Below are 19,083 nucleotides of genomic sequence, written 5' to 3' on the forward strand. Positions count from 1 at the left end.
AAAGGAAAACCCCCAAAAATGATAGTATTAACAAACAGATTTAACTGCTTCATTATAAAATAAGATATAATTTGCTTCAATTCTTTTACAAAAGCTCTATTAAAGTTTAATGTTGACATGAATCAATTTCATAATTACTTTTTTTGTGTAATGAAACGAATGATATTATAAATTTTTCATTAAATGTACGTTTTATTGTACTATCAGAATTTAAAAATTTATGGTCGATAGATAAGTGCTCCTGCGGTTATCCGTCGCAGCTCGAAGGGATTTCGAGGAAGCCGATACTCGTTGCTCCTGCGCTGCTAAGCTTGCTCGTCGCAACTCGACGTTTAGTCATAGGAGTTGAGCTTGTGGCAACTAGGGCTACTTCCACAGGAGGTGGTGGCTTCGGTGTTGATCACAGGACGTGATCGACTTTAGCCGAAGTTCCTTATTAAGACTTGCCCAAAAGCCAAGTTTTGTTTAGGAGTGAACGTAACTAAAGACGGCGACTCCCGGAGGATCAGCGACGAGCAATACTTCTTCGAACTGCTTCGAGCTGCGACGAGCAAGCGTAGTGGCGCAGGAGCACTGTTTATCTGTGACGAGTAATCGCAGGAACAACGAGCTGAAGATCCACTTAGGCGAAGAGTTGTCGAGCCTAAGTTAGCTGAAGACAAGCCCTCGGGAAAGCGTCAGTCTGAAGTGAAGTTCACGCTCATCATTCGGAATTTGCCATCTTATTTTGAATTATGAAATTGATTCACATATTAAAAAGTTGTTGATGTCGTAGTTTTTGTAAGTGCGTTGCGAAAGATATTAATAAAACCTTTACAAAACATTTGTCAAAGGTAGTCGTTTTCGCTAACATGATAGTGTATGTTCTAAGATTTTTCAATGAAAGGAAGCAAATTATGTCAGAAAAATCAATGAAAGAGATGCAACAAGAAGTCGATGAATACATATCTCAGTTTAAAGAAGGCTATTTTTCTCCACTAGCTATGATGGCTAGACTAACAGAGGAAATGGGCGAACTAGCTCGTGAAGTAAATCATTATTATGGTGAAAAGCCGAAAAAAGATAACGAAGAAAACAAATCAATGGAACAAGAGTTGGGTGATATTCTATTCGTTTTAGTTTGCTTAGCTAACTCATTAAATATCAACATGGAAGAAGCTTTTGACTTAGTAATGAACAAGTTTAATACAAGAGATAAAGATCGTTGGACAAGAATCGAAGATAAAGGAAGTGAACAGCATGACTAAAATTGTAATCGCAGGACCAAGGGGAAATATGGGAAAAGAAGCTGTAAAGATGGTAGAGGCAACAGAGAGCTTCACATTATCAGCTGTCGTTGATCGTAAAAACAGTGGTAAACTGATGAAAGAGGTTTCAGGTATGGAACCATTAGATGTACCCATTTATGAAGATATAGAAGAGTGCTTTCAAGAAACAGGTTGTGACATACTAATCGATTTAACAACACCTGAACACGGGAAAAATCATATGTTAATGGCATTTGATTATGGTGTACGACCAGTCGTTGGTACAACAGGATTTACAGATGAAGATGTTGAAGAATTAAGTGCGATTGCCAAAGAAAAAGAATTAGGTGCGATTATTGCGCCAAACTTTGCAATCGGTGCAATTTTAATGATGAAGTTTTCACAAATGGCAGCTAGATATATGCCTGATGTAGAAATTATTGAACAACATCATGATCGAAAGCTCGATGCCCCATCAGGGACAGCAGCGAAAACAGCTCAATTAATTAGCGAAGTACGTGATGCAAAACAACAAGGGCATCCTGAAGAGACAGAGCAGATGGAAGGCGCAAGAGGGGCAGAATACGATGGATTACGTATACATAGTGTTCGCTTACCTGGTCTTGTTGCTCACCAAGAGGTGATCTTTGGTGGTGAAGGCCAAACGCTTAAGATTCGCCACGACTCGATGAATCGCGCATCATTTATGCCCGGTGTAAAGCTTGCTTGTGACACAGTGCTAAAGCTTGACCACCTAGTATACGGCCTTGAACATATTATTGAATAAGAAAATAGAGAGGGGAAATTCCATGAACATAGCATTTATCGCACATGATAATAAGAAAAATGATCTTGTTCAATTTACGACTGCATATAAAGAATTGTTTAAAGGGCATACATTATTTTCAACAGGCACCACTGGGATAAAAATCATGGAAGCTACAGGGTTATCTATTCATCGTTTTCAATCAGGCCCTTTAGGTGGCGATCAACAAATTGGTGCTTTAATCGCTGAAAATAAAATGGACCTCGTTTTATTTTTTAAAGATCCATTAACTGCTCAACCTCATGAACCTGATATTTCTGCTTTAATTCGATTATGTGATGTATATAATATTCCGCTTGCAACAAATATGGCAACTGCTGAAATTCTGTTGAAAGGCTTAAACAGAGGAGATTTACAATGGCGGGAAATCGTCAGAGGTGAATCAGAGACGGATGATGAATGAACAGAAATTAGATATGCTTGCGATCGGTGCCCACCCAGATGATGTTGAAATCGGTATGGGGGGCACGATTGCAAAGTATGCAAAAATGGGCTTTCGTATCGGAATAATAAACTTAACAAAAGCAGAATTGTCTTCAAATGGAACAGTAGAAACGCGACAGAAAGAAGCGGAACATGCTGCAGAAGTACTTGGCTTAGAAAAGAGAATTCAACTCTCTTTTCCCGATCGTGGACTAAAAGACTCCTCGAAAGAATGTATCGAAGAGGTTGTAAAAGTCATTCGTAAGTATCAACCGAAAGTAATATTTGCCCCGAATAAGCATGATCGTCATCCAGATCATGGTTATTGTAGTGAAATTGTAAAAGAAGCACATTTTTCTTCTGGTATTAAACGTTACCTTCCAGAGAATCAAGCTTATAGAGCAGAACAATTATATTATTATCAAATTAATGGGATCGGTAACCCGACATTCATCGTTGATATAGCTGATTTTATAGACGTTAAAATAGAGGCATTGGCATGCTTTAAAACTCAATTTCGTTTAGAAGAAGGCACGGTAAAAACCCCTTTAAATGAGAATTATTTAGAAAAGTTAAAAAGTAGAGAAATGTTACTAGGTAATGAGGCAGGCGTGAAGTATGGGGAAGGATTTACTTCTGACCGGCCGATCATCATGTCTCATATATTAGGAGAAAATGTATGACGCTAAAAATAGGTATTACATGCTATCCAACGGTAGGAGGCTCAGGAGTGGTTGCTACTGAGCTAGGTAAAGCACTAGCTGAAAAAGGGCATGAAGTTCATTTTATTACTTCTAGTATGCCTTTTAGACTTGAAAACAGTACGGCAAACATTTACTTTCATGAAGTAGAAGTAAACCAATATTCTGTGTTTCGCTACCCGCCATATGATTTAGCCTTAGCAAGTAAAATGGCAGAAATATCGAAAAGGGAAGGGTTAGATATCCTTCACGTCCATTATGCGATCCCGCATGCAATAAGTGCGTATTTAGCAAAAGAAATGGTTGGTGACCATCTCAAAGTAGTGACAACGTTACATGGAACGGATATTACTGTGCTAGGTTATGACCCTTCTTTATCTGATATGATTCGCTTTGGAATTGAAAGGTCAGATATCGTTACAGCTGTGTCTAATGATCTCATTAATCAAACGAAACAATTATTACATACAACAAAGCCAATTCAGACCATTTATAATTTTGTCGATCATAGGATTTATTACCCTCGAGAAATAGATGGACTTAAAGAGGAGCTAGGCATCAAACCAGATCAAAAGGTCATTTGTCACGTTTCAAATTTTCGCAAAGTAAAAAGAGTCCCAGACGTTTTAAAAGCCTTTTATGAAATTCAAAAAGACATAGACTCTGTCTTGATTCTAATAGGTGAAGGTCCTGACTTGCCAATCATTAATGAAGAGGCAAAGAGATTAGGGATCTTAGATCGAGTGAAATTTTTAGGGAATCAAAAACGTGTCGCAGAATTACTGTCTATGAGTGATTTGAAACTATTATTGTCAGAAAAAGAGAGCTTTGGTCTAGTCATTCTCGAAGCGATGGCGTGTGGAGTTCCTGTGATAGGTACCAATATTGGAGGGATCCCAGAAGTCATTGAAGACGGAAAAAGCGGCTTTATATGTCCGTTAGGTGATATTACAAGTATTGCTCAGACTGCAAAGATGTATTTATTAAATCAAAATTTACAACAAGAAATGTCAGTTCATGCACTGAAGCGGGCAAATAAAGACTTTCATCAAGAAAAAATCGTTAAGGAATATGAGGGAGTTTATCACGCCGCATTAAGTAGTCAGGAGGTTTAATATGATCTCTTGGAAAGAAGCGAGTCGCAAAGTCATCGATACGTTAAATAACAAAGGGTATGAAGCCTATATCGTAGGTGGAGCTGTTAGAGATTACTTACTTAACATCCCAATAAAAGATATCGATATTTGTACAAATGCTTCAATAAGTAAACTAAAAACGCTGTTTCCACATCACATTGATGTAGGGGCCACTCACGGTACGATCATTGTCAAGGTCTCGGATAAAACAATTGAAGTAAGCTCTTTTAAGTCGACGAACAACAGTGAAATAGTAACAATCGAAGAAGACTTATTCAACCGAGACTTTACGATTAATGCAATGGCAATGAATGAAACGGGAAAGATTATTGATCCCTTTGGAGGACAAGATGATTTAAAGCAGAAAGTGTTAAAGGTTGTTGGTCATAGCGAAGAAAGACTACTAGAGGACCCTCTTCGTTTATTAAGGGCCATTCGCTTCAAACTTCATTACAGTTTACGGGTAGATCGTAAAACGGAGCGTTGGATAAATGAACATGCAGGGAAAATCAATGACGTAGCAGTCGAACGAATCAGTAATGAAATAGACAAGATTGCTTCTGCCACTTTAGAAAAAAATCAGATCATTGAATTATTGGATTCGATTATTATCTTTGAACTACCACATATTTTTACAAACTTTGAAGAATTTGTTGAGAAACTAAAGTCGACATCTGAAACGATAAGAACGACGAACATCGAAGAGTTATGGTTAATAGCTTTACTACATACAGAAGATTTATCAAGCGTATTTACCTATTATCGTCGCAGTAATAAATTTAAAAGGCAACTCTCCCATATTGTTACGGGCATAAGGCGAGTCATCGATCGAAAATGGACAAAAATGGATTTGTACGAAATAGGTGAAACGTATATCCCACTTACTGAAAAGATCAGGGCTATCTGTAAGGAAGAACCTGCCGAAATAGAAACGATTAAAACAATGTACGATGCACTCCCCATAAAAAATAAAGAAGAATTAGCTATTGGCGGGGAAGACCTTATGAATTGGTTTCCGAATGAACCAGGTGTATGGATTGGCCAATGTTTACAAGAAATAGAAAAAGCTGTTGTTAATGGAGATGTCGAAAATAACAAAGAACATATATATCATTGGCTCAAGGAAGGAGGGATTTGAATGAAGGCAAATGTATTACAGTTATTACGAGATGAAGAAGGAAATTACATATCAGGCGCAAAGATTAGTGAAGCATTGAATTGTAGTAGAACAATGGTATGGAAATATATTGACGCGTTAAGAAAAGAGGGCTATGAAATTGAGGCGGTCTCAAACAAAGGTTACTGTCTTATAAAAGAGTATGATCGATTAAGTAAACATGAGCTTTTATCGAGATTGACAGACCATTCAATCTTTAGTGATGTGATTTATGAAGAGTCAACACCATCAACACAAATCATTGCCCAAGCTGCAGCAAATGAAGGGGTTTGTGAAGGAACGGTAGTGATTGCTGATGAACAAGTTTCTGGAAGGGGAAGGTTAGGCCGTGAGTGGTATTCTCCTCCGGAAACAGGAATATGGATGAGTATGATTTTAAGACCTAAGGTCGATTTTCGGAGGGCACCTCAATTAACACTTGTCACTGCAGTTGCAGTCGTACGAGCGATCGAACACGTCACGAAGCTCGAAGCTGAAATTAAGTGGCCAAATGATTTATTGTTAAACGGGAAAAAGATTGCTGGGATCTTAACGGAAATGCAAGCAGACCCAGACCAAATTAAAGCAGTCATTATTGGGGTCGGAATAAATGTGAACCATCGTTCGTTTCCTGAAGGGATAGAAGATATAGCAACTTCTTTAGCAAATGAAAGTGATCGGACATTCAATAGAGCTGAATTAATCGCTCAAATATTAAAAGAGTTTGAATGGCTTTATGATGCTTATTTAACGAAAGGGTTCTCGTTTATTAAGCCACTATGGGAAGCAAGGTCGAATACAATTGGTAGAATGATTAAAGCTAGAACAGCAAACGACGTGATTGAAGGCTTTGCAGAAGGAATAGATGAGGAAGGTGTGCTATTACTTCGTGACAAAACAGGGGATAGGCACAACATTTATTCCGCAGACATCGATATAGCAAAAAACTAACAAAATGAAAAGTAAATCTGTTATACTTTAACTGGACGGTATCCAAAAAGGAACTGTACCACTCTTTTTTAAAACAAACATTATAAAAAGGTTCTGCCTTGATCCGAGAACGGACTGGGACAGAGGGTGTGAAAGATTACAACACTAAATTGAATTTAGTGATAAATGAGCGATAAAAACCAAGACTGTCTCAAAGTAGGATCAGCTAAATTTTATTTCAACCATAAGTTAACGAATAGGTTTATTTATGTTGGAGTAATTATTTGCTGTGAAAATCTTTTGAGACAGTCTTTTTATATTGATTCGTTCAGTTGTTTCACCCTTCTCTCAGAAAAAAGAAAGGAGATTAAACGTGAAAACGACAAAAGATTTTCGAAAAATGAAAAGTGCGAACGAAAAAATTTCAATGCTCACTTCATATGATGCGCCGAGTGCAAAACTTGCAGAAGCCGCTGGCATTGATGTCCTCTTAGTAGGGGACTCTTTAGGCATGGTTGTATTAGGGTACGATTCAACGATTCCGGTTACAGTAGACGACATGGTTCATCACACAAAAGCAGTTAAAAGAGGGGCACCTAATACGTTTGTCGTAAGTGACCTTCCATATCTAAGCTATCATGCTTCTTTAAAAGACGCTTTTAGTAATGCAAAATTATTAATGCAAGATGCGGGGGCACATGCTGTAAAAATGGAAGGTGGCGGTGATGTTTTACTTACTGCTGAAAAGCTTATTGAAGCTGGAGTACCGGTTGTTACACATTTAGGGTTAACGCCACAATCAGTGGGTGTACTTGGTGGATACAGTGTCCAAGGAAAATCAGAGGAGTCCGCAAACAAGCTAATAAGTGAAGCGAAGATAGCCGAACAAATTGGTTCTAGTATGCTCGTATTAGAATGTGTTCCAGAATGGTTAGGAAAACAGATTTCAGAAGAACTTACGATTCCTGTTATTGGCATTGGCGCAGGAAGATATACTGACGGCCAAGTTTTAGTTTATCATGATGTGATTGGCTACACACAAGGTCACGTCCCGAAATTTGTAAAACAATATACAAATATCTCTGAGAAGATAGAGGAAAGTTTAATCCTTTTTGCTCAAGATGTGAAAAAGGGCTCATTCCCTGAAAAAAATCATACCTTTCTTCCATATGAAGACCATATGCAAACCTTATATGGAGGGAAGCAAAAGTGATCGTGATTACGAAAATAAATGAGCTCCAGAACTGGATAAAAGATATACGTCAAACAGGAAGAGAGATCGGCTTTGTTCCTACGATGGGGTATTTACATGAAGGACACCTTTCACTAATGGAAAAAGCTCGTCAACAAAACGATGTGGTCATTGCAAGTATTTTTGTTAACCCACTCCAGTTTGGTGAAGGTGAGGACTTCGATGAATACCCACGTGATTTGGAAAGGGATAAAGCGCTTGCAAAAGATTATGGTGTAGATGTATTATTTGTTCCTTCCGCAAAAGAAATGTATCAGAAAAAAATGAGTGCATCTTTGATCGTTCATGAAGGGGTAGACATTCTATGTGGCGAGAGTAGACCCGGTCATTTTGATGGTGTCGCAACCGTTGTCATGAAATTATTCCAATTGACAAAACCAACACGAGCTTACTTTGGAATGAAAGATGCTCAACAAGTAGCAGTTATTGAGAGAATGGTTGAGGATTTCCATCTAGATGTAGAAATTATTCGATGTCCTACGGTTAGAGAAGATGATGGACTAGCGAAGAGTTCACGAAATGTGAATTTAACGCAACAAGAGCGTAAGGAAGCACCTAAGATCTATGCTTTACTAAATGAAACGAAGCAGTTGATCTTAAAAGGGCAAATAACTTTTGATGAAGTAAAAAGTTATTTATACGACAAAATGACATTACAAATTAGTGGTAGTGTCGATTATATAGAATGTAGAACATTTCCAGAGCTAAAAGAGGTAACTAATGTTCAAAGTGATATCATTATTGCTACTGCTGTTAAATATTCTCACGTTAGACTTATTGATAACGCGTTAATTACAACAGAAGAATTAACAGAACATCGGAAGGGGAACAAACAACATGTTTAGAGAAATGATGAGTGGTAAACTGCACCGTGCTACTGTAACAGAAGCGAACTTAAATTACGTTGGTAGTATTACAATTGATGAGGACTTAATGGATGCAGTTGGCGTTTTAGAAAATGAAAAAGTTCAAGTAGTAAATAATAACAATGGTGCTAGACTTGAAACGTATGTGATTAAAGGAGAGCGTGGATCAAAAACAATTTGTTTAAATGGAGCTGCGGCACGACTTGTTCAACCAAATGATACGGTCATTATTATTTCTTATAAATGGGTCGCTGAAGCAGAGTGTAAAGCACACACACCTAAGGTAGCGATCTTAAACGAACAAAACGATATTATAGAAATGATGCAAACAGAACCAGCTTCTACCTTAAGATAATTCGAATATCCCTCCCTGAAACGTTGGAAACTGTAAGTAACAGATGCAGCATTCATGGGAGGGTTTTATTATGTTTTCATCAACACAATGGGAAGAGATGTCTAAATGGCTTATGGATAATAAAGACATGTTAAACGAAAATGAACTCAAGCAATGGGTGGAGCATTTATCAAAAGAGCAAGACCAACTTCTAGAAGTATGGAGTACACAAAATGAGTTACTCGAAGAAATAAAAGATGAGCTCACAACAAGTAATCCATTTTCGTTTCAAAAAGAAGACGAGACCCATACTGGAATTAGTTATTTTGAACTTGGTTTATATGAGGAAGCGATCCGTGAATTTCAAGCCGGATTAGATGGGCAACAAAATAGTGCTCGTTTATATTTATATTTAGGGTTTTCTCAGTTATATATTGAACAACCTAACGAGGCAAAAGAAAGCTTCTTAAATGTCTTACACCGTAGTAAAGACCCTACCGAACATCATTTTGCACTTGTTGGATTAGGGCTGCAAGCTGGACAAGAAGAAAATATAGAAGAGGCCATCCACTACTTTGAAAAATCCGAAGTCCTCCTCTTTAACAGCGATGTAGTGTATAATTTAGGCATCTGTTATTTACTGCTGAAAATGCCGAAAGAGGCGCTTCAATATTTTCAAAAAATGGTGCATAAAGGAGAAACTGACTCAGAAAGTTATTTCTGGTTAGGGAAATGTTTTGAATCGTTAGGACGAAATACTGAGGCGATGGAAGCATGGTATGAAACGATTCAACGGACAAAATCGAAAAAGCTGATTCGCACATTAGCATTTATTTTCGAAGAGAATGGGAACTTTTCTTGTGCAATCTATTGTTATGAACGATTAAAATCGTTAGGATATAATGAAGCCTTTGTTTTACACGGTATGGCATGGAACTATGGCTTATTAGACGAAAGAAAAAAATCAATGGAAATGTTTGAAGAGCTATTATATCTTGAACCAACAAATATAAATGCAATGATTTCCTATTTATGGCTTTTATACCGTTGGGAAGAGATAGAAAAGTTTAAACAATTAAAAGAGAGAATAAGTCATGAAAATCTTTCTCACCCATTGATTGCTCATTTAACATAACACTAAAAAATAATCGAACTTTACTCGAGGGAAATTTGGAGGAATAGATAATGAATCGTTTTCTCATTATCGATGTTGAAACAACTGGGGTATCCTTTTCTAAAGGTGACCGTATTATACAAATTGCATATGTGGTCGTAGAGGGACAACAAATCATCAAAAGGTTTTCAAGTTATATAAATCCTGAAAAGCCGATCCCACGTTTTATTCAGTCATTAACGAACATTGAGGCAGAACATGTTGACGAGGCCCCATTATTTGAGGAAGTTGCGCCTCAGTTACTAAATGACTTAGATGGGGCCTACTTTGTAGCTCATAATGTCGACTTTGACTTAAGTTTTATTAACGATGAGCTTGTAAATGCCGGATATGAACCATATCGTGGTCTTGTCATCGACACTGTTGAGCTAGCAAAGATTGCTTATCCTACATCCGATGGCTTTAAACTTTCACAGTTGACGGCAAACTTAAATATGGACCATAACCAACCGCATAGAGCGGATAGTGATGCAGAAGCAACGTCACAGCTGTTTTTAAAGATGATCGATAAATTGTCGTCATTACCATTAGATACGTTAAAGAAGCTTGATCGTTTACAAAAGTTTTGTAAAAGTGATTTGCAGTCATTAATGCACGAATGGATGAATGCTGCCTCCATGAAAGAGTTAGAGGGGTACGATTATTACCGAGGCTTTGTCCTAAGGAAAACAGCAGAAGAGATAAAGGAAGAGGAAGCACCACAATGTTCATTTGAAACGTACTATAAAGAAACGTTATTAAATGAGGAAAAGTTAAAAGGAGTAATGACTGGATACGAACAACGCGAAGGTCAATTAAATATGGCACAATTTATTTACGACCAATTTGAGCGGAATTCATTTGGTCTTATTGAAGCTGGAACAGGTACTGGTAAAACTCTTGCTTACCTAATTCCTGCAGCCTTTTATTCAAAAATACATAGTAAGCGCATTGTCATTAGTACACACACAGTGCAACTTCAAGAACAAATGCTAAAAAAGGATTTACATACGTTAGCGAAAATATTACCTTTTGCAATAAAGACCGGTGTATTAAAAGGTCGTAGCCATTACCTTTGCTTACAAAAATTTGAACGTCTCCTTGAAAAGGATCCTTTTGATTCTTATGACCGAACGATTGCTAAAGCGCAAATTCTTGTATGGCTGACTGAAACGAAAACTGGAGACGTAGAAGAGTTAAACTTAGCAACTTCTTCATTTCGCTTTTGGAAAGAAATCGCAAGTGATTATACATCGTGCACGACACCAAAGTGCCCATGGTTTTCTCGTTGTTTTTATCAACGTGCCAAACAAAAAGCAAAAGAATCAGATTTAATCATAACCAATCATTCACTCGTTTTATCAGATATGAAATCTGATCACCAAGTCATTCCTAGCTACAACCATATCATCATTGATGAGGCTCATCATTTTGAAGAAACAGCAACAGAACAATTTGGTGAAATGCTCGACTATTTATCGTTAACACATATCATTAATGATTTAGGATCAGAAAATGAAGGTGTATTATCTTACATGAAAAAAGAGACGTTCTATAACGAAGAACTACATGTAAGTGAAGTCATCGAGACAAGCAAAGAGTTAAAGCAAGAGTGGAATGAGCTGTTTTTATTATTAAGACAATACTTAAATCATTCACAAATCAAAAGAAACGAACGCGGGCGCGCCAATACAATTATTAATCGTTCTGAAAAGCAGTGGGAACATGTATTAGAAGCTGCGAAACGTTGTTTTATGCAGCTAAGTGAATGGACGAGGATACAGGCAGAGTTACAAGACCGACTATCTCAAATGAACAATAGTGAACAACGTTTAGCTGAAATGCTACAAACGATCTATGATCGAAGTGTTCAAATCATGAATGGATTCAATATGTTACTGTTAGATGATGACGATGAAAACTTCGTATATTGGCTTGAAGCAGATTTAAAAGGGCCGAAACAATCAGTATCCATACAAAAGAAACCGATACACGTTGCTGAGAAATTAGCTGACGCTTTTTTCGCGAAAAAAGACAGTGTGATCTTTACATCTGCGACGTTATCTGTAAAACAGTCGTTCCAATATTTCATCCAAAGACTTGGGTTAGAGGACTTTCCGGTTGAAACAAAGCTTGTTCAATCACCGTTCGATTGGGGAAATCAAGTCAAACTCTGTATTCCGGAAGATATGCCAATGATTAATGAGGCAGGTGAATCAGGGTATATTGAAGCTGCGGCTTTAAATATTTATCGTATTTCTCAATTATCTGAAGGCAAAATGCTTGTATTATTTACATCATATGATATGTTGAAAAAATGTTATGAATACTTAAGGGAATTATTAACAGATGATTACATGTTAATTGCTCAAGGAGTACAAACTGGGAGTAGGTCGAAGCTAACGAAAAACTTTCAACAATTTGATAAAGCAATTTTGTTAGGTACGAGTAGCTTTTGGGAAGGGGTCGATATTCCAGGTAATGATTTAAGTGTGATCGTGATTGTACGACTTCCATTTTCCCCACCAGATGATCCAGTTTTCAAAGCAAAATCTGATGCACTAAAAGAACAAAAGCAATCTCCGTTTATGAAGTTGGCACTACCACAAGCTGTTATTCGGTTTAAACAAGGATTTGGTCGTTTAATTCGAACATCGAATGACCGTGGGGCTGTGATCGTACTTGATCGTCGAATCGTAACAGCAAGGTATGGAAAATCGTTTATCGAATCATTGCCACAAATTCCAGTATTAGAGAATTCAATGGATGAATTGGAAAAAGATCTGGAAAATTGGTTATAATCAATAAGGTGGACGATTTCATTTATGAAAGGAGCTGTTTATTTATGGCTCGTCAGATCTTTTTTTCAATCATGATTTTTATGCTTCTATTTCTTGTTGCTATGCCGACTGTAAATGCGGATAGGATTGAATTAAACTTATCTCAAGGGGAAATCGCATATACATTTTTTGATTTAGAGCATGGAGAAGCGACATTAATTCAAAACAATGATGGGAAGACCGTTTTAATCAATACTGGTCATCAAGATAGTCAGGATGACTTAATGGATCGATTGGATTTTTATGATGTTGACCAAATTGATACCTTACTCCTTACAAGTAAACAACCAGAATATACCGGGAATGTTTCCTGGATGTTATCGCAATATCCAGTAGGGAAAATTGTTGTTTCTTCACCAATTGTCAATGATATATTATCAATAAAAAATGTCGATAGTGACATCGTTAGTTATGTTGATGAAGGTGATACTTTTGATTTGTTAACAGGGTTAACATTACAAGTATTATTTATTGAAGAAGACATTGGGATTGACCAAGGTTCCCTGTCTTTTTTTCTAACACATAAACAAAAGAAATTATTATACTTAACAGAAGCAAATCAACGTGTAGAAGATCAGCTCGTCGAAGATTATGACTTAAAGACAACCGTAATGAAAGTCCCAGATTTCGGAAGTGAGAAAGGGACATCAGAGAAATTATTAAAAGAAGCAGATCCACAAGTTGCTGTCATCTTCAGAAATGGTGAAGACTTGCCGAGTAATTATGTCCTCGAGCGATTGAACGAAACATGGATTGATATTTATCAAACGAGTAGAAGTGGTACGGTTACGATAAAGTGTTTAGAAGATGATTATGAAATTATTACAGTTCGCCCTACAGAAAAAGAAACGTTAATAGGGAAGCTTTTAACGAAACTTTCATGATAAACTGAGGAGAGGAGTTCTTTCATGAAATTATTAATTCATTCTGTCACAATTGTAACAATGAATGAAAATGATGATATTGTTGACGGATATGTTGTCGTTGAGGACGGAAAGTTTAAAGAAGTAACGGCGGGGTATCCAAACGATTCATTAATTGATCAAGCAGATGAAACGATTAATGGACAAGGAAAGTGGCTCATGCCAGGCTTTGTAAATACACATGGTCATTTAGGTAGTTCGTTATTACGCGGTGCTGGCGATGACATGCCCTTAATGGATTGGCTTCAAAATGTCATGTGGCCAAATGAGCAAAGGCTGACGAAAGAAGATGTAGAAAAAGCAGCAAAGCTTGCAGTTGTTGAAATGATAAAATCTGGTACAACGACTTTTTTAGATATGTATCACTTACATATGGAACAAATGGCTGAACTAACGATTGAAAGTAACATGCGTGCTGTTTTATGCAGAGGAATGATCGGACTATGTTCTGAAGAAGAGCAGTACGGTAAAATTAATGAATCCGTTTCATTACATAAACATTTTCATGGTGAAAACGCTGGAAAGCTACACGTTGCATTAGCTCCTCATGCTCCTTACACGTGTCCACCTGCTTTTTTAGAGAAAGTTGTAGATGCAGCCGAAAAGCATAACATGTGGATACATACACATGTTGCAGAAACAAAGCGTGAAGTGCTCGAGCATAAAGAGAAATATAATGAAACACAAGTAAGCCATTTAAATAAACTAGGTTTATTTGATGTACCTTGCTTAATTGCCCATGGTGTACATTTAAATGATGAAGAGCAACATATTCTTTCAGAAAAGAATGTCTCTGTTTCGCATAATCCAATGAGCAATTTAAAGTTAGGTTCAGGTATTGCTAATATACCCGAGTTGATAAATAAAGGGATAAATGTGGCAATTGGAACAGATTCAACAGCTAGTAACAACAACTTAAGCATGGTCGAAGAGCTTAGGTTTGCTTCTTTAATTCATAAAGGAACATATCAAGATCCAACTGTTACACAAAGTAAAGACATACTAAAAATGGCAACAGTAAACGGTGCAAAAGCATTACAGCTTGAAGACATAGGTTTTATTCAAGAAGGCTCTTTTGCGGACTTTATATTAATAAATCCAGACCGGGCACATTTGACACCTTGGAATAAAGAAAGGGTGCATTCTCATCTTGTGTATGCTCTAAAAGATGATGACATCTCAGATGTTTTCGTTCAAGGGAAGCAGTTAATGAAAGATAGAGAATTGCTTTTCTTAGACGAACAAAAAATTGTTGCAGATGCTCAAGCATTTCTATTTTAAATGGAGGAGAGCACCTGTGATCCATCAGGTGCTCATTAGGTGCAGGTTAAGGAATGATTATTGTTTACATTCGTACGGAAACTTCGTTTGCCGAAAAGAATACGTAACTTCTTCATATTGCTTTGGACGGTGAGGAGAATTTAACGCGACTAAGTCTCTTTCAAGAAAATACCAGTCAGCCGTTGTCACCGCCTCTTGTTCATTGTTGAAATGTTTTTCATTCACGCTCATCATCCTTTACTTTGGAGCGGTAATGATAGTATCACTCAATGAACAAAAGAGTATGATTAGTAATTTTTCACGCTAGAGGGAGAGAAAAGTTCGAATAAAGAAGGTAACAGGAGGAATTGATGATGAGCGATAAAGGAATTGAAAAGTTAGCAACAGTAAAAATTGATAAACATCATGAGCTATATAAAGTTGTTGATATGTTGAATCGAACATTGAAAGATCGTGATCTTATGTTTGGTTTAGCATTAGATGAAGATAACGAAAGTGAAAAGATGGTTTTTACGATTTATGAAACGTAAGAAGGTGTAACAGCATGAGAACATGGCTAATTTCTATTGGAGCGGTACTATTAACCGCAGGCATTGTATTTTTCTATTTTATGTATTCGGCAACTGCAGGTCCTTTAAATGATCGGCAAGAAGAAATAAAAGCATTTGCCCTTTCTGAAACAGAGTTAACTTCTGTAAACGACATAAGTTATTATCATGGAAGTAGATCATATCAAGTTTTTTATGGCGTCGATGATAATGATGAAGACATCATTGTTTGGGTTGAAGAGATCGAGCATAAAGAAGATGATGAAAATCAATCACGAAGAGTTTTTGTTCGAAGTCAAAGCGACGGAATCTCAAAGGATAAAGTGGAACAAATTGCTTATGATCGCTTAAATGTCGTATCATTAATTAATATTCGATTAGGTATTATCGGGAATACACCAGTTTATGAAGTTGTTTACATCGATGATGCAGATCGGCATTCATTTTATTATTTAACATTTAAAGATGGGTCTTATATACGTCATTATCAATTTAAAAGGTCTTAATGTATTAAAAAAATATAAAGACAAGTAAAAAGATGAAAGGGGAATAAATCATGAAATTTTCGTCAAAAGTTACTTCAATTACACCATCAACAACGTTAGCAATTACAGCAAAAGCAAAAGAATTAAAAGCACAAGGTCATGATGTAATCGGCTTAGGAGCAGGGGAACCAGATTTTAATACGCCATCCTATATTATCGAAGCAAGCTACAAGTCAATGGTTGAAGGGCACACGAAATATACTCCAGCTGGTGGTTTGCCAGAACTTAAAAATGTTATCATCGAAAAGTTCAAAAATGATCAGCATATTGAATATTCTCCTGAAGAAATCATTGTAACAAACGGTGCAAAGCATTCACTTGCCTTATTGTTCCAAACAATCTTACAAGAAGATGATGAAGTCATTATTCCTTCTCCTTATTGGGTTAGTTATCCGGAACAAGTAAAGATTGCTGGAGGCAAACCAGTATTTGTTGAAGGTAAGGAAGAAAATGAATTTAAAGTAACAAAAGAACAATTAGAAAAAGTTGTTACAAACAAGACGAGAGCGCTCATCGTAAATTCACCAAGTAACCCAACCGGAGTGATGTACGAAAAAGATGAACTAAAGGAAATTGGACAATTTTGCTTAGATAACGATCTTTTAATTGTTTCTGACGAAATTTATGAAAAACTAATTTATGGCGGCAAAAATCACATTTCTATTGCTGAAGTGTCAGAAGAAATAAAAAACAACACGATTATTATTAACGGTGTATCGAAATCTCATTCAATGACGGGTTGGAGAATTGGTTATACAGCTGGACATGCGGAAATCATTAAAAAGATGACAACATTAGCAAGTCATACGACGTCCAACCCAGCAGTGATGGCTCAACATGGAACAATTGCTGCATATCAACAAGAAGACGGTTCCGTCGAGAAAATGAGACAATCATTTGAAGAACGTTTACATAAAGTGTTACCTGAACTAGAGTCTATCCCTGGCTTCAAATGTGTGAAACCTCAAGGAGCATTTTATTTATTTCCAAACGTAAAGGAAGCCGTACAAACAGGTGGCTTTGCTTCAACTGATGAATGGGTAACCGCATTACTTGAAGAAGAAAAAGTTGCAGTCGTTCCAGGAAGTGGTTTTGGCTCTCCAGATAATATTAGATTATCGTATGCAACAGACTTAGATTCATTCTTAGAAGCAGTTAATCGAATTCGTCAATTTGTACAACGGAAATCTTCGTAAATAGACTTAATTTAAGTAGAGATTGACTTCTATTTTTTTTCACATGTATAATGTGTATCGTGTATAAAAAATGAACAATCAATCATTGGGCGAAAATAAGTTATCATCGATCATGAATGATACATAGGAATTTGGAGGGTATAAAAAGTGAAAATAACAATTTCTGAAGTTGGGAAATATGTTGGAGAAACAGTAAAAATTGGCGCTTGGCTTGCGAACAAACGTTCAAGCGGTAAAATTGCCTTTTTACAACTTCGCGATGGTACAGGGTTTATTCAAGGCGTCGTTGTAAAAGCAGAAGTAGAAGAAGAAGGTTTCAAATTAGCGAAAGAAATGACACAAGAAAGCTCATTATTTGTGACTGGTGAAGTACGTGAGGACGATCGTGCACCATCTGGTTATGAATTAACAGTAACATCTGTAGAGCTCATTCATGAAGCAACAGATTATCCGATTACTCCGAAAGAACATGGACCAGAGTTCTTAATGGACCATCGTCATTTATGGTTACGTTCAAAGCGTCAACATGCAGTTATGAAAGTACGTAATGAAATTATTCGAGCTACATATGAGTTTTTCAATGAGCAAGGGTTTGTGAAAGTTGATCCTCCGATCTTAACAGGAAGTTCAGCAGAAGGAACGACAAACCTTTTCCATACGAAATACTTTGATGAGGATGCTTATCTTTCTCAAAGTGGACAATTATATATGGAAGCTGCAGCGATGGCGTTAGGAAAAGTCTTCTCTTTTGGTCCAACGTTTAGAGCAGAGAAATCTAAGACGAGAAGACACCTTATTGAATTTTGGATGATTGAACCGGAAATGGCATTTATGGATCATGAAGAAAGCTTAGAAGTTCAAGAACAATATGTTTCATTTGTTGTACAATCAGTACTAGCAAACTGTAAGCTTGAATTGCAAGCATTAGAACGTGATACGTCTAAATTAGAAAATGTCCAAGCACCATTCCCACGCATTTCGTATGATGATGCGATTGATATGTTAAAAGAAGAAGGCCACGAAATTGAGTGGGGTGAAGATTTCGGTGCACCACACGAAACGGCAATTGCCGAGAAGTTTGATAAGCCAGTGTTTATTACAAATTACCCAGCTGATATAAAAGCTTTTTACATGAAACCAGTACCTGGGCGTGAAGAAGTCGTTTTATGTGCAGATTTAATTGCCCCAGAAGGGTATGGCGAAATCATCGGAGGAAGCCAACGTATTGATGATGAAGAATTATTAAAACAACGCTATGATGAGCACAACTTATCTTTAGATGCTTATCAATGGTATTTAGATCTTCGTAAATATGGTTCTGTTCCACACTCTGGATTCGGATTAGGATTAGAACGAACAGTAGCGTGGTTATCAGGTGTTGAACACGTTAGGGAAACGATCCCATTCCCACGTCTACTAAACCGTCTTTACCCATAATACTTAAACTTCATAATGTGAAGCTGACTCCAATAAGACACTTTTAAGTGATTTATGAAGAGTCAGCTTCTTTTATTGAGGTCGGCGAACATGTTTTAGGAACTTGAGGCCGTGCCCGCGGAAAGCGATGCAACAAACACAGCTTCGTCGAATCACTGAGAGCTGCGCCGACGCATCCAGCTACGTAGCAAAAGCTAGTAGAGGAAGAAGCAGCATGTGCTGCCAGGGTAGCTTATATTATTAATGAAAAACTCCGATTCATTTCGTACAATGAAGATGAAACTTCATG

Annotated in this window: 19 protein-coding genes; 18 read left to right on the forward strand and 1 reads right to left on the reverse strand. The window is 37.0% G+C overall.

The window, feature by feature from the left end; all coding sequences use genetic code 11:
- Positions 1-896: 896 nt before the first annotated feature.
- The 14 genes from LGQ02_RS08665 to LGQ02_RS08730 all read left to right on the forward strand — a co-directional run bounded on the left by LGQ02_RS08665 (position 897) and on the right by LGQ02_RS08730 (position 15,068).
- Positions 897-1,247, forward strand: coding sequence for a nucleotide pyrophosphohydrolase (locus tag LGQ02_RS08665; protein WP_226517785.1), 351 nt, complete (start codon positions 897-899; stop codon positions 1,245-1,247).
- Entirely contained in the window at positions 1,240-2,034 is a 795-nt protein-coding gene (gene dapB, locus LGQ02_RS08670) for a 4-hydroxy-tetrahydrodipicolinate reductase (RefSeq protein WP_319003524.1), read from the forward strand. The genes LGQ02_RS08665 and dapB overlap by 8 nt, the downstream gene beginning before the upstream one ends.
- A 22-nt stretch (positions 2,035-2,056) precedes the next feature.
- Positions 2,057-2,476 carry a methylglyoxal synthase gene (gene mgsA / locus LGQ02_RS08675; RefSeq protein WP_226517786.1) on the forward strand — a complete coding sequence of 140 codons (420 nt, stop codon included), beginning with the start codon at positions 2,057-2,059 and terminating at the stop codon, positions 2,474-2,476.
- On the forward strand, positions 2,469-3,179 hold the full coding sequence (gene bshB1, locus LGQ02_RS08680) for a bacillithiol biosynthesis deacetylase BshB1 (protein WP_226518265.1): 711 nt from the start codon (positions 2,469-2,471) through the stop codon (positions 3,177-3,179). Before mgsA ends, bshB1 begins: the two co-directional genes overlap by 8 nt.
- Positions 3,176-4,312, forward strand: coding sequence for an N-acetyl-alpha-D-glucosaminyl L-malate synthase BshA (gene bshA, locus LGQ02_RS08685; RefSeq protein WP_226517787.1), 1,137 nt, complete (start codon positions 3,176-3,178; stop codon positions 4,310-4,312). Before bshB1 ends, bshA begins: the two co-directional genes overlap by 4 nt.
- Position 4,313: 1 nt before the next feature.
- Positions 4,314-5,471, forward strand: a complete 1,158-nt coding sequence (locus LGQ02_RS08690; RefSeq protein WP_226517788.1) for a CCA tRNA nucleotidyltransferase — start codon at positions 4,314-4,316, stop codon at positions 5,469-5,471.
- The gene (locus LGQ02_RS08695) at positions 5,472-6,440 is read left to right on the forward strand and encodes a biotin--[acetyl-CoA-carboxylase] ligase (protein WP_226517789.1); all 969 of its coding nucleotides are present in this window, start codon (positions 5,472-5,474) and stop codon (positions 6,438-6,440) included.
- Positions 6,441-6,792: 352 nt separating this feature from the next.
- On the forward strand, positions 6,793-7,632 hold the full coding sequence (gene panB, locus LGQ02_RS08700) for a 3-methyl-2-oxobutanoate hydroxymethyltransferase (RefSeq protein WP_226517790.1): 840 nt from the start codon (positions 6,793-6,795) through the stop codon (positions 7,630-7,632).
- Entirely contained in the window at positions 7,629-8,516 is an 888-nt protein-coding gene (panC, locus tag LGQ02_RS08705) for a pantoate--beta-alanine ligase (protein ID WP_226517791.1), read from the forward strand. The genes panB and panC overlap by 4 nt, the downstream gene beginning before the upstream one ends.
- Entirely contained in the window at positions 8,509-8,892 is a 384-nt protein-coding gene (gene panD / locus LGQ02_RS08710) for an aspartate 1-decarboxylase (protein WP_226517792.1), read from the forward strand. The genes panC and panD overlap by 8 nt, the downstream gene beginning before the upstream one ends.
- A gap of 70 nt (positions 8,893-8,962) precedes the next feature.
- Positions 8,963-10,006, forward strand: coding sequence for a tetratricopeptide repeat protein (locus LGQ02_RS08715; protein WP_226517793.1), 1,044 nt, complete (start codon positions 8,963-8,965; stop codon positions 10,004-10,006).
- A gap of 50 nt (positions 10,007-10,056) precedes the next feature.
- Positions 10,057-12,825, forward strand: a complete 2,769-nt coding sequence (gene dinG / locus LGQ02_RS08720; RefSeq protein WP_226517794.1) for an ATP-dependent DNA helicase DinG — start codon at positions 10,057-10,059, stop codon at positions 12,823-12,825.
- 44 nt (positions 12,826-12,869) lie between these two features.
- A complete protein-coding gene (locus tag LGQ02_RS08725) occupies positions 12,870-13,748 on the forward strand; it encodes a ComEC/Rec2 family competence protein (protein WP_226517795.1) in 879 nt (292 codons plus the stop codon).
- A gap of 24 nt (positions 13,749-13,772) precedes the next feature.
- On the forward strand, positions 13,773-15,068 hold the full coding sequence (locus tag LGQ02_RS08730; protein WP_226517796.1) for an amidohydrolase: 1,296 nt from the start codon (positions 13,773-13,775) through the stop codon (positions 15,066-15,068).
- A gap of 57 nt (positions 15,069-15,125) precedes the next feature.
- On the opposite strand, the gene LGQ02_RS08735 is transcribed toward LGQ02_RS08730, so the two are convergent.
- On the reverse strand, positions 15,126-15,293 hold the full coding sequence (locus tag LGQ02_RS08735) for a hypothetical protein (protein WP_226517797.1): 168 nt from the start codon (positions 15,291-15,293) through the stop codon (positions 15,126-15,128).
- 125 nt (positions 15,294-15,418) lie between these two features.
- Between LGQ02_RS08735 and LGQ02_RS08740 the strand changes: the two genes are divergently transcribed.
- The 4 genes from LGQ02_RS08740 (at position 15,419) to asnS (ending at position 18,794) form a co-directional block, all read left to right on the forward strand.
- The gene (locus tag LGQ02_RS08740) at positions 15,419-15,598 is read left to right on the forward strand and encodes a YpmA family protein (RefSeq protein ID WP_404802389.1); all 180 of its coding nucleotides are present in this window, start codon (positions 15,419-15,421) and stop codon (positions 15,596-15,598) included.
- A 14-nt stretch (positions 15,599-15,612) separates the two neighbouring features.
- Positions 15,613-16,122: a cell wall elongation regulator TseB-like domain-containing protein gene (locus tag LGQ02_RS08745; RefSeq protein WP_226517798.1), complete on the forward strand. Its 510-nt coding sequence runs from the start codon at positions 15,613-15,615 to the stop codon at positions 16,120-16,122.
- Positions 16,123-16,172: 50 nt separating this feature from the next.
- Positions 16,173-17,357: a pyridoxal phosphate-dependent aminotransferase gene (locus LGQ02_RS08750; RefSeq protein WP_226517799.1), complete on the forward strand. Its 1,185-nt coding sequence runs from the start codon at positions 16,173-16,175 to the stop codon at positions 17,355-17,357.
- A 147-nt stretch (positions 17,358-17,504) separates the two neighbouring features.
- Positions 17,505-18,794, forward strand: a complete 1,290-nt coding sequence (asnS, locus tag LGQ02_RS08755; RefSeq protein WP_226517800.1) for an asparagine--tRNA ligase — start codon at positions 17,505-17,507, stop codon at positions 18,792-18,794.
- Positions 18,795-19,083 lie beyond the last annotated feature (289 nt).

This window comes from Bacillus shivajii (assembly GCF_020519665.1).
Lineage (GTDB): Bacteria > Bacillota > Bacilli > Bacillales > Salisediminibacteriaceae > Bacillus_CA > Bacillus_CA shivajii.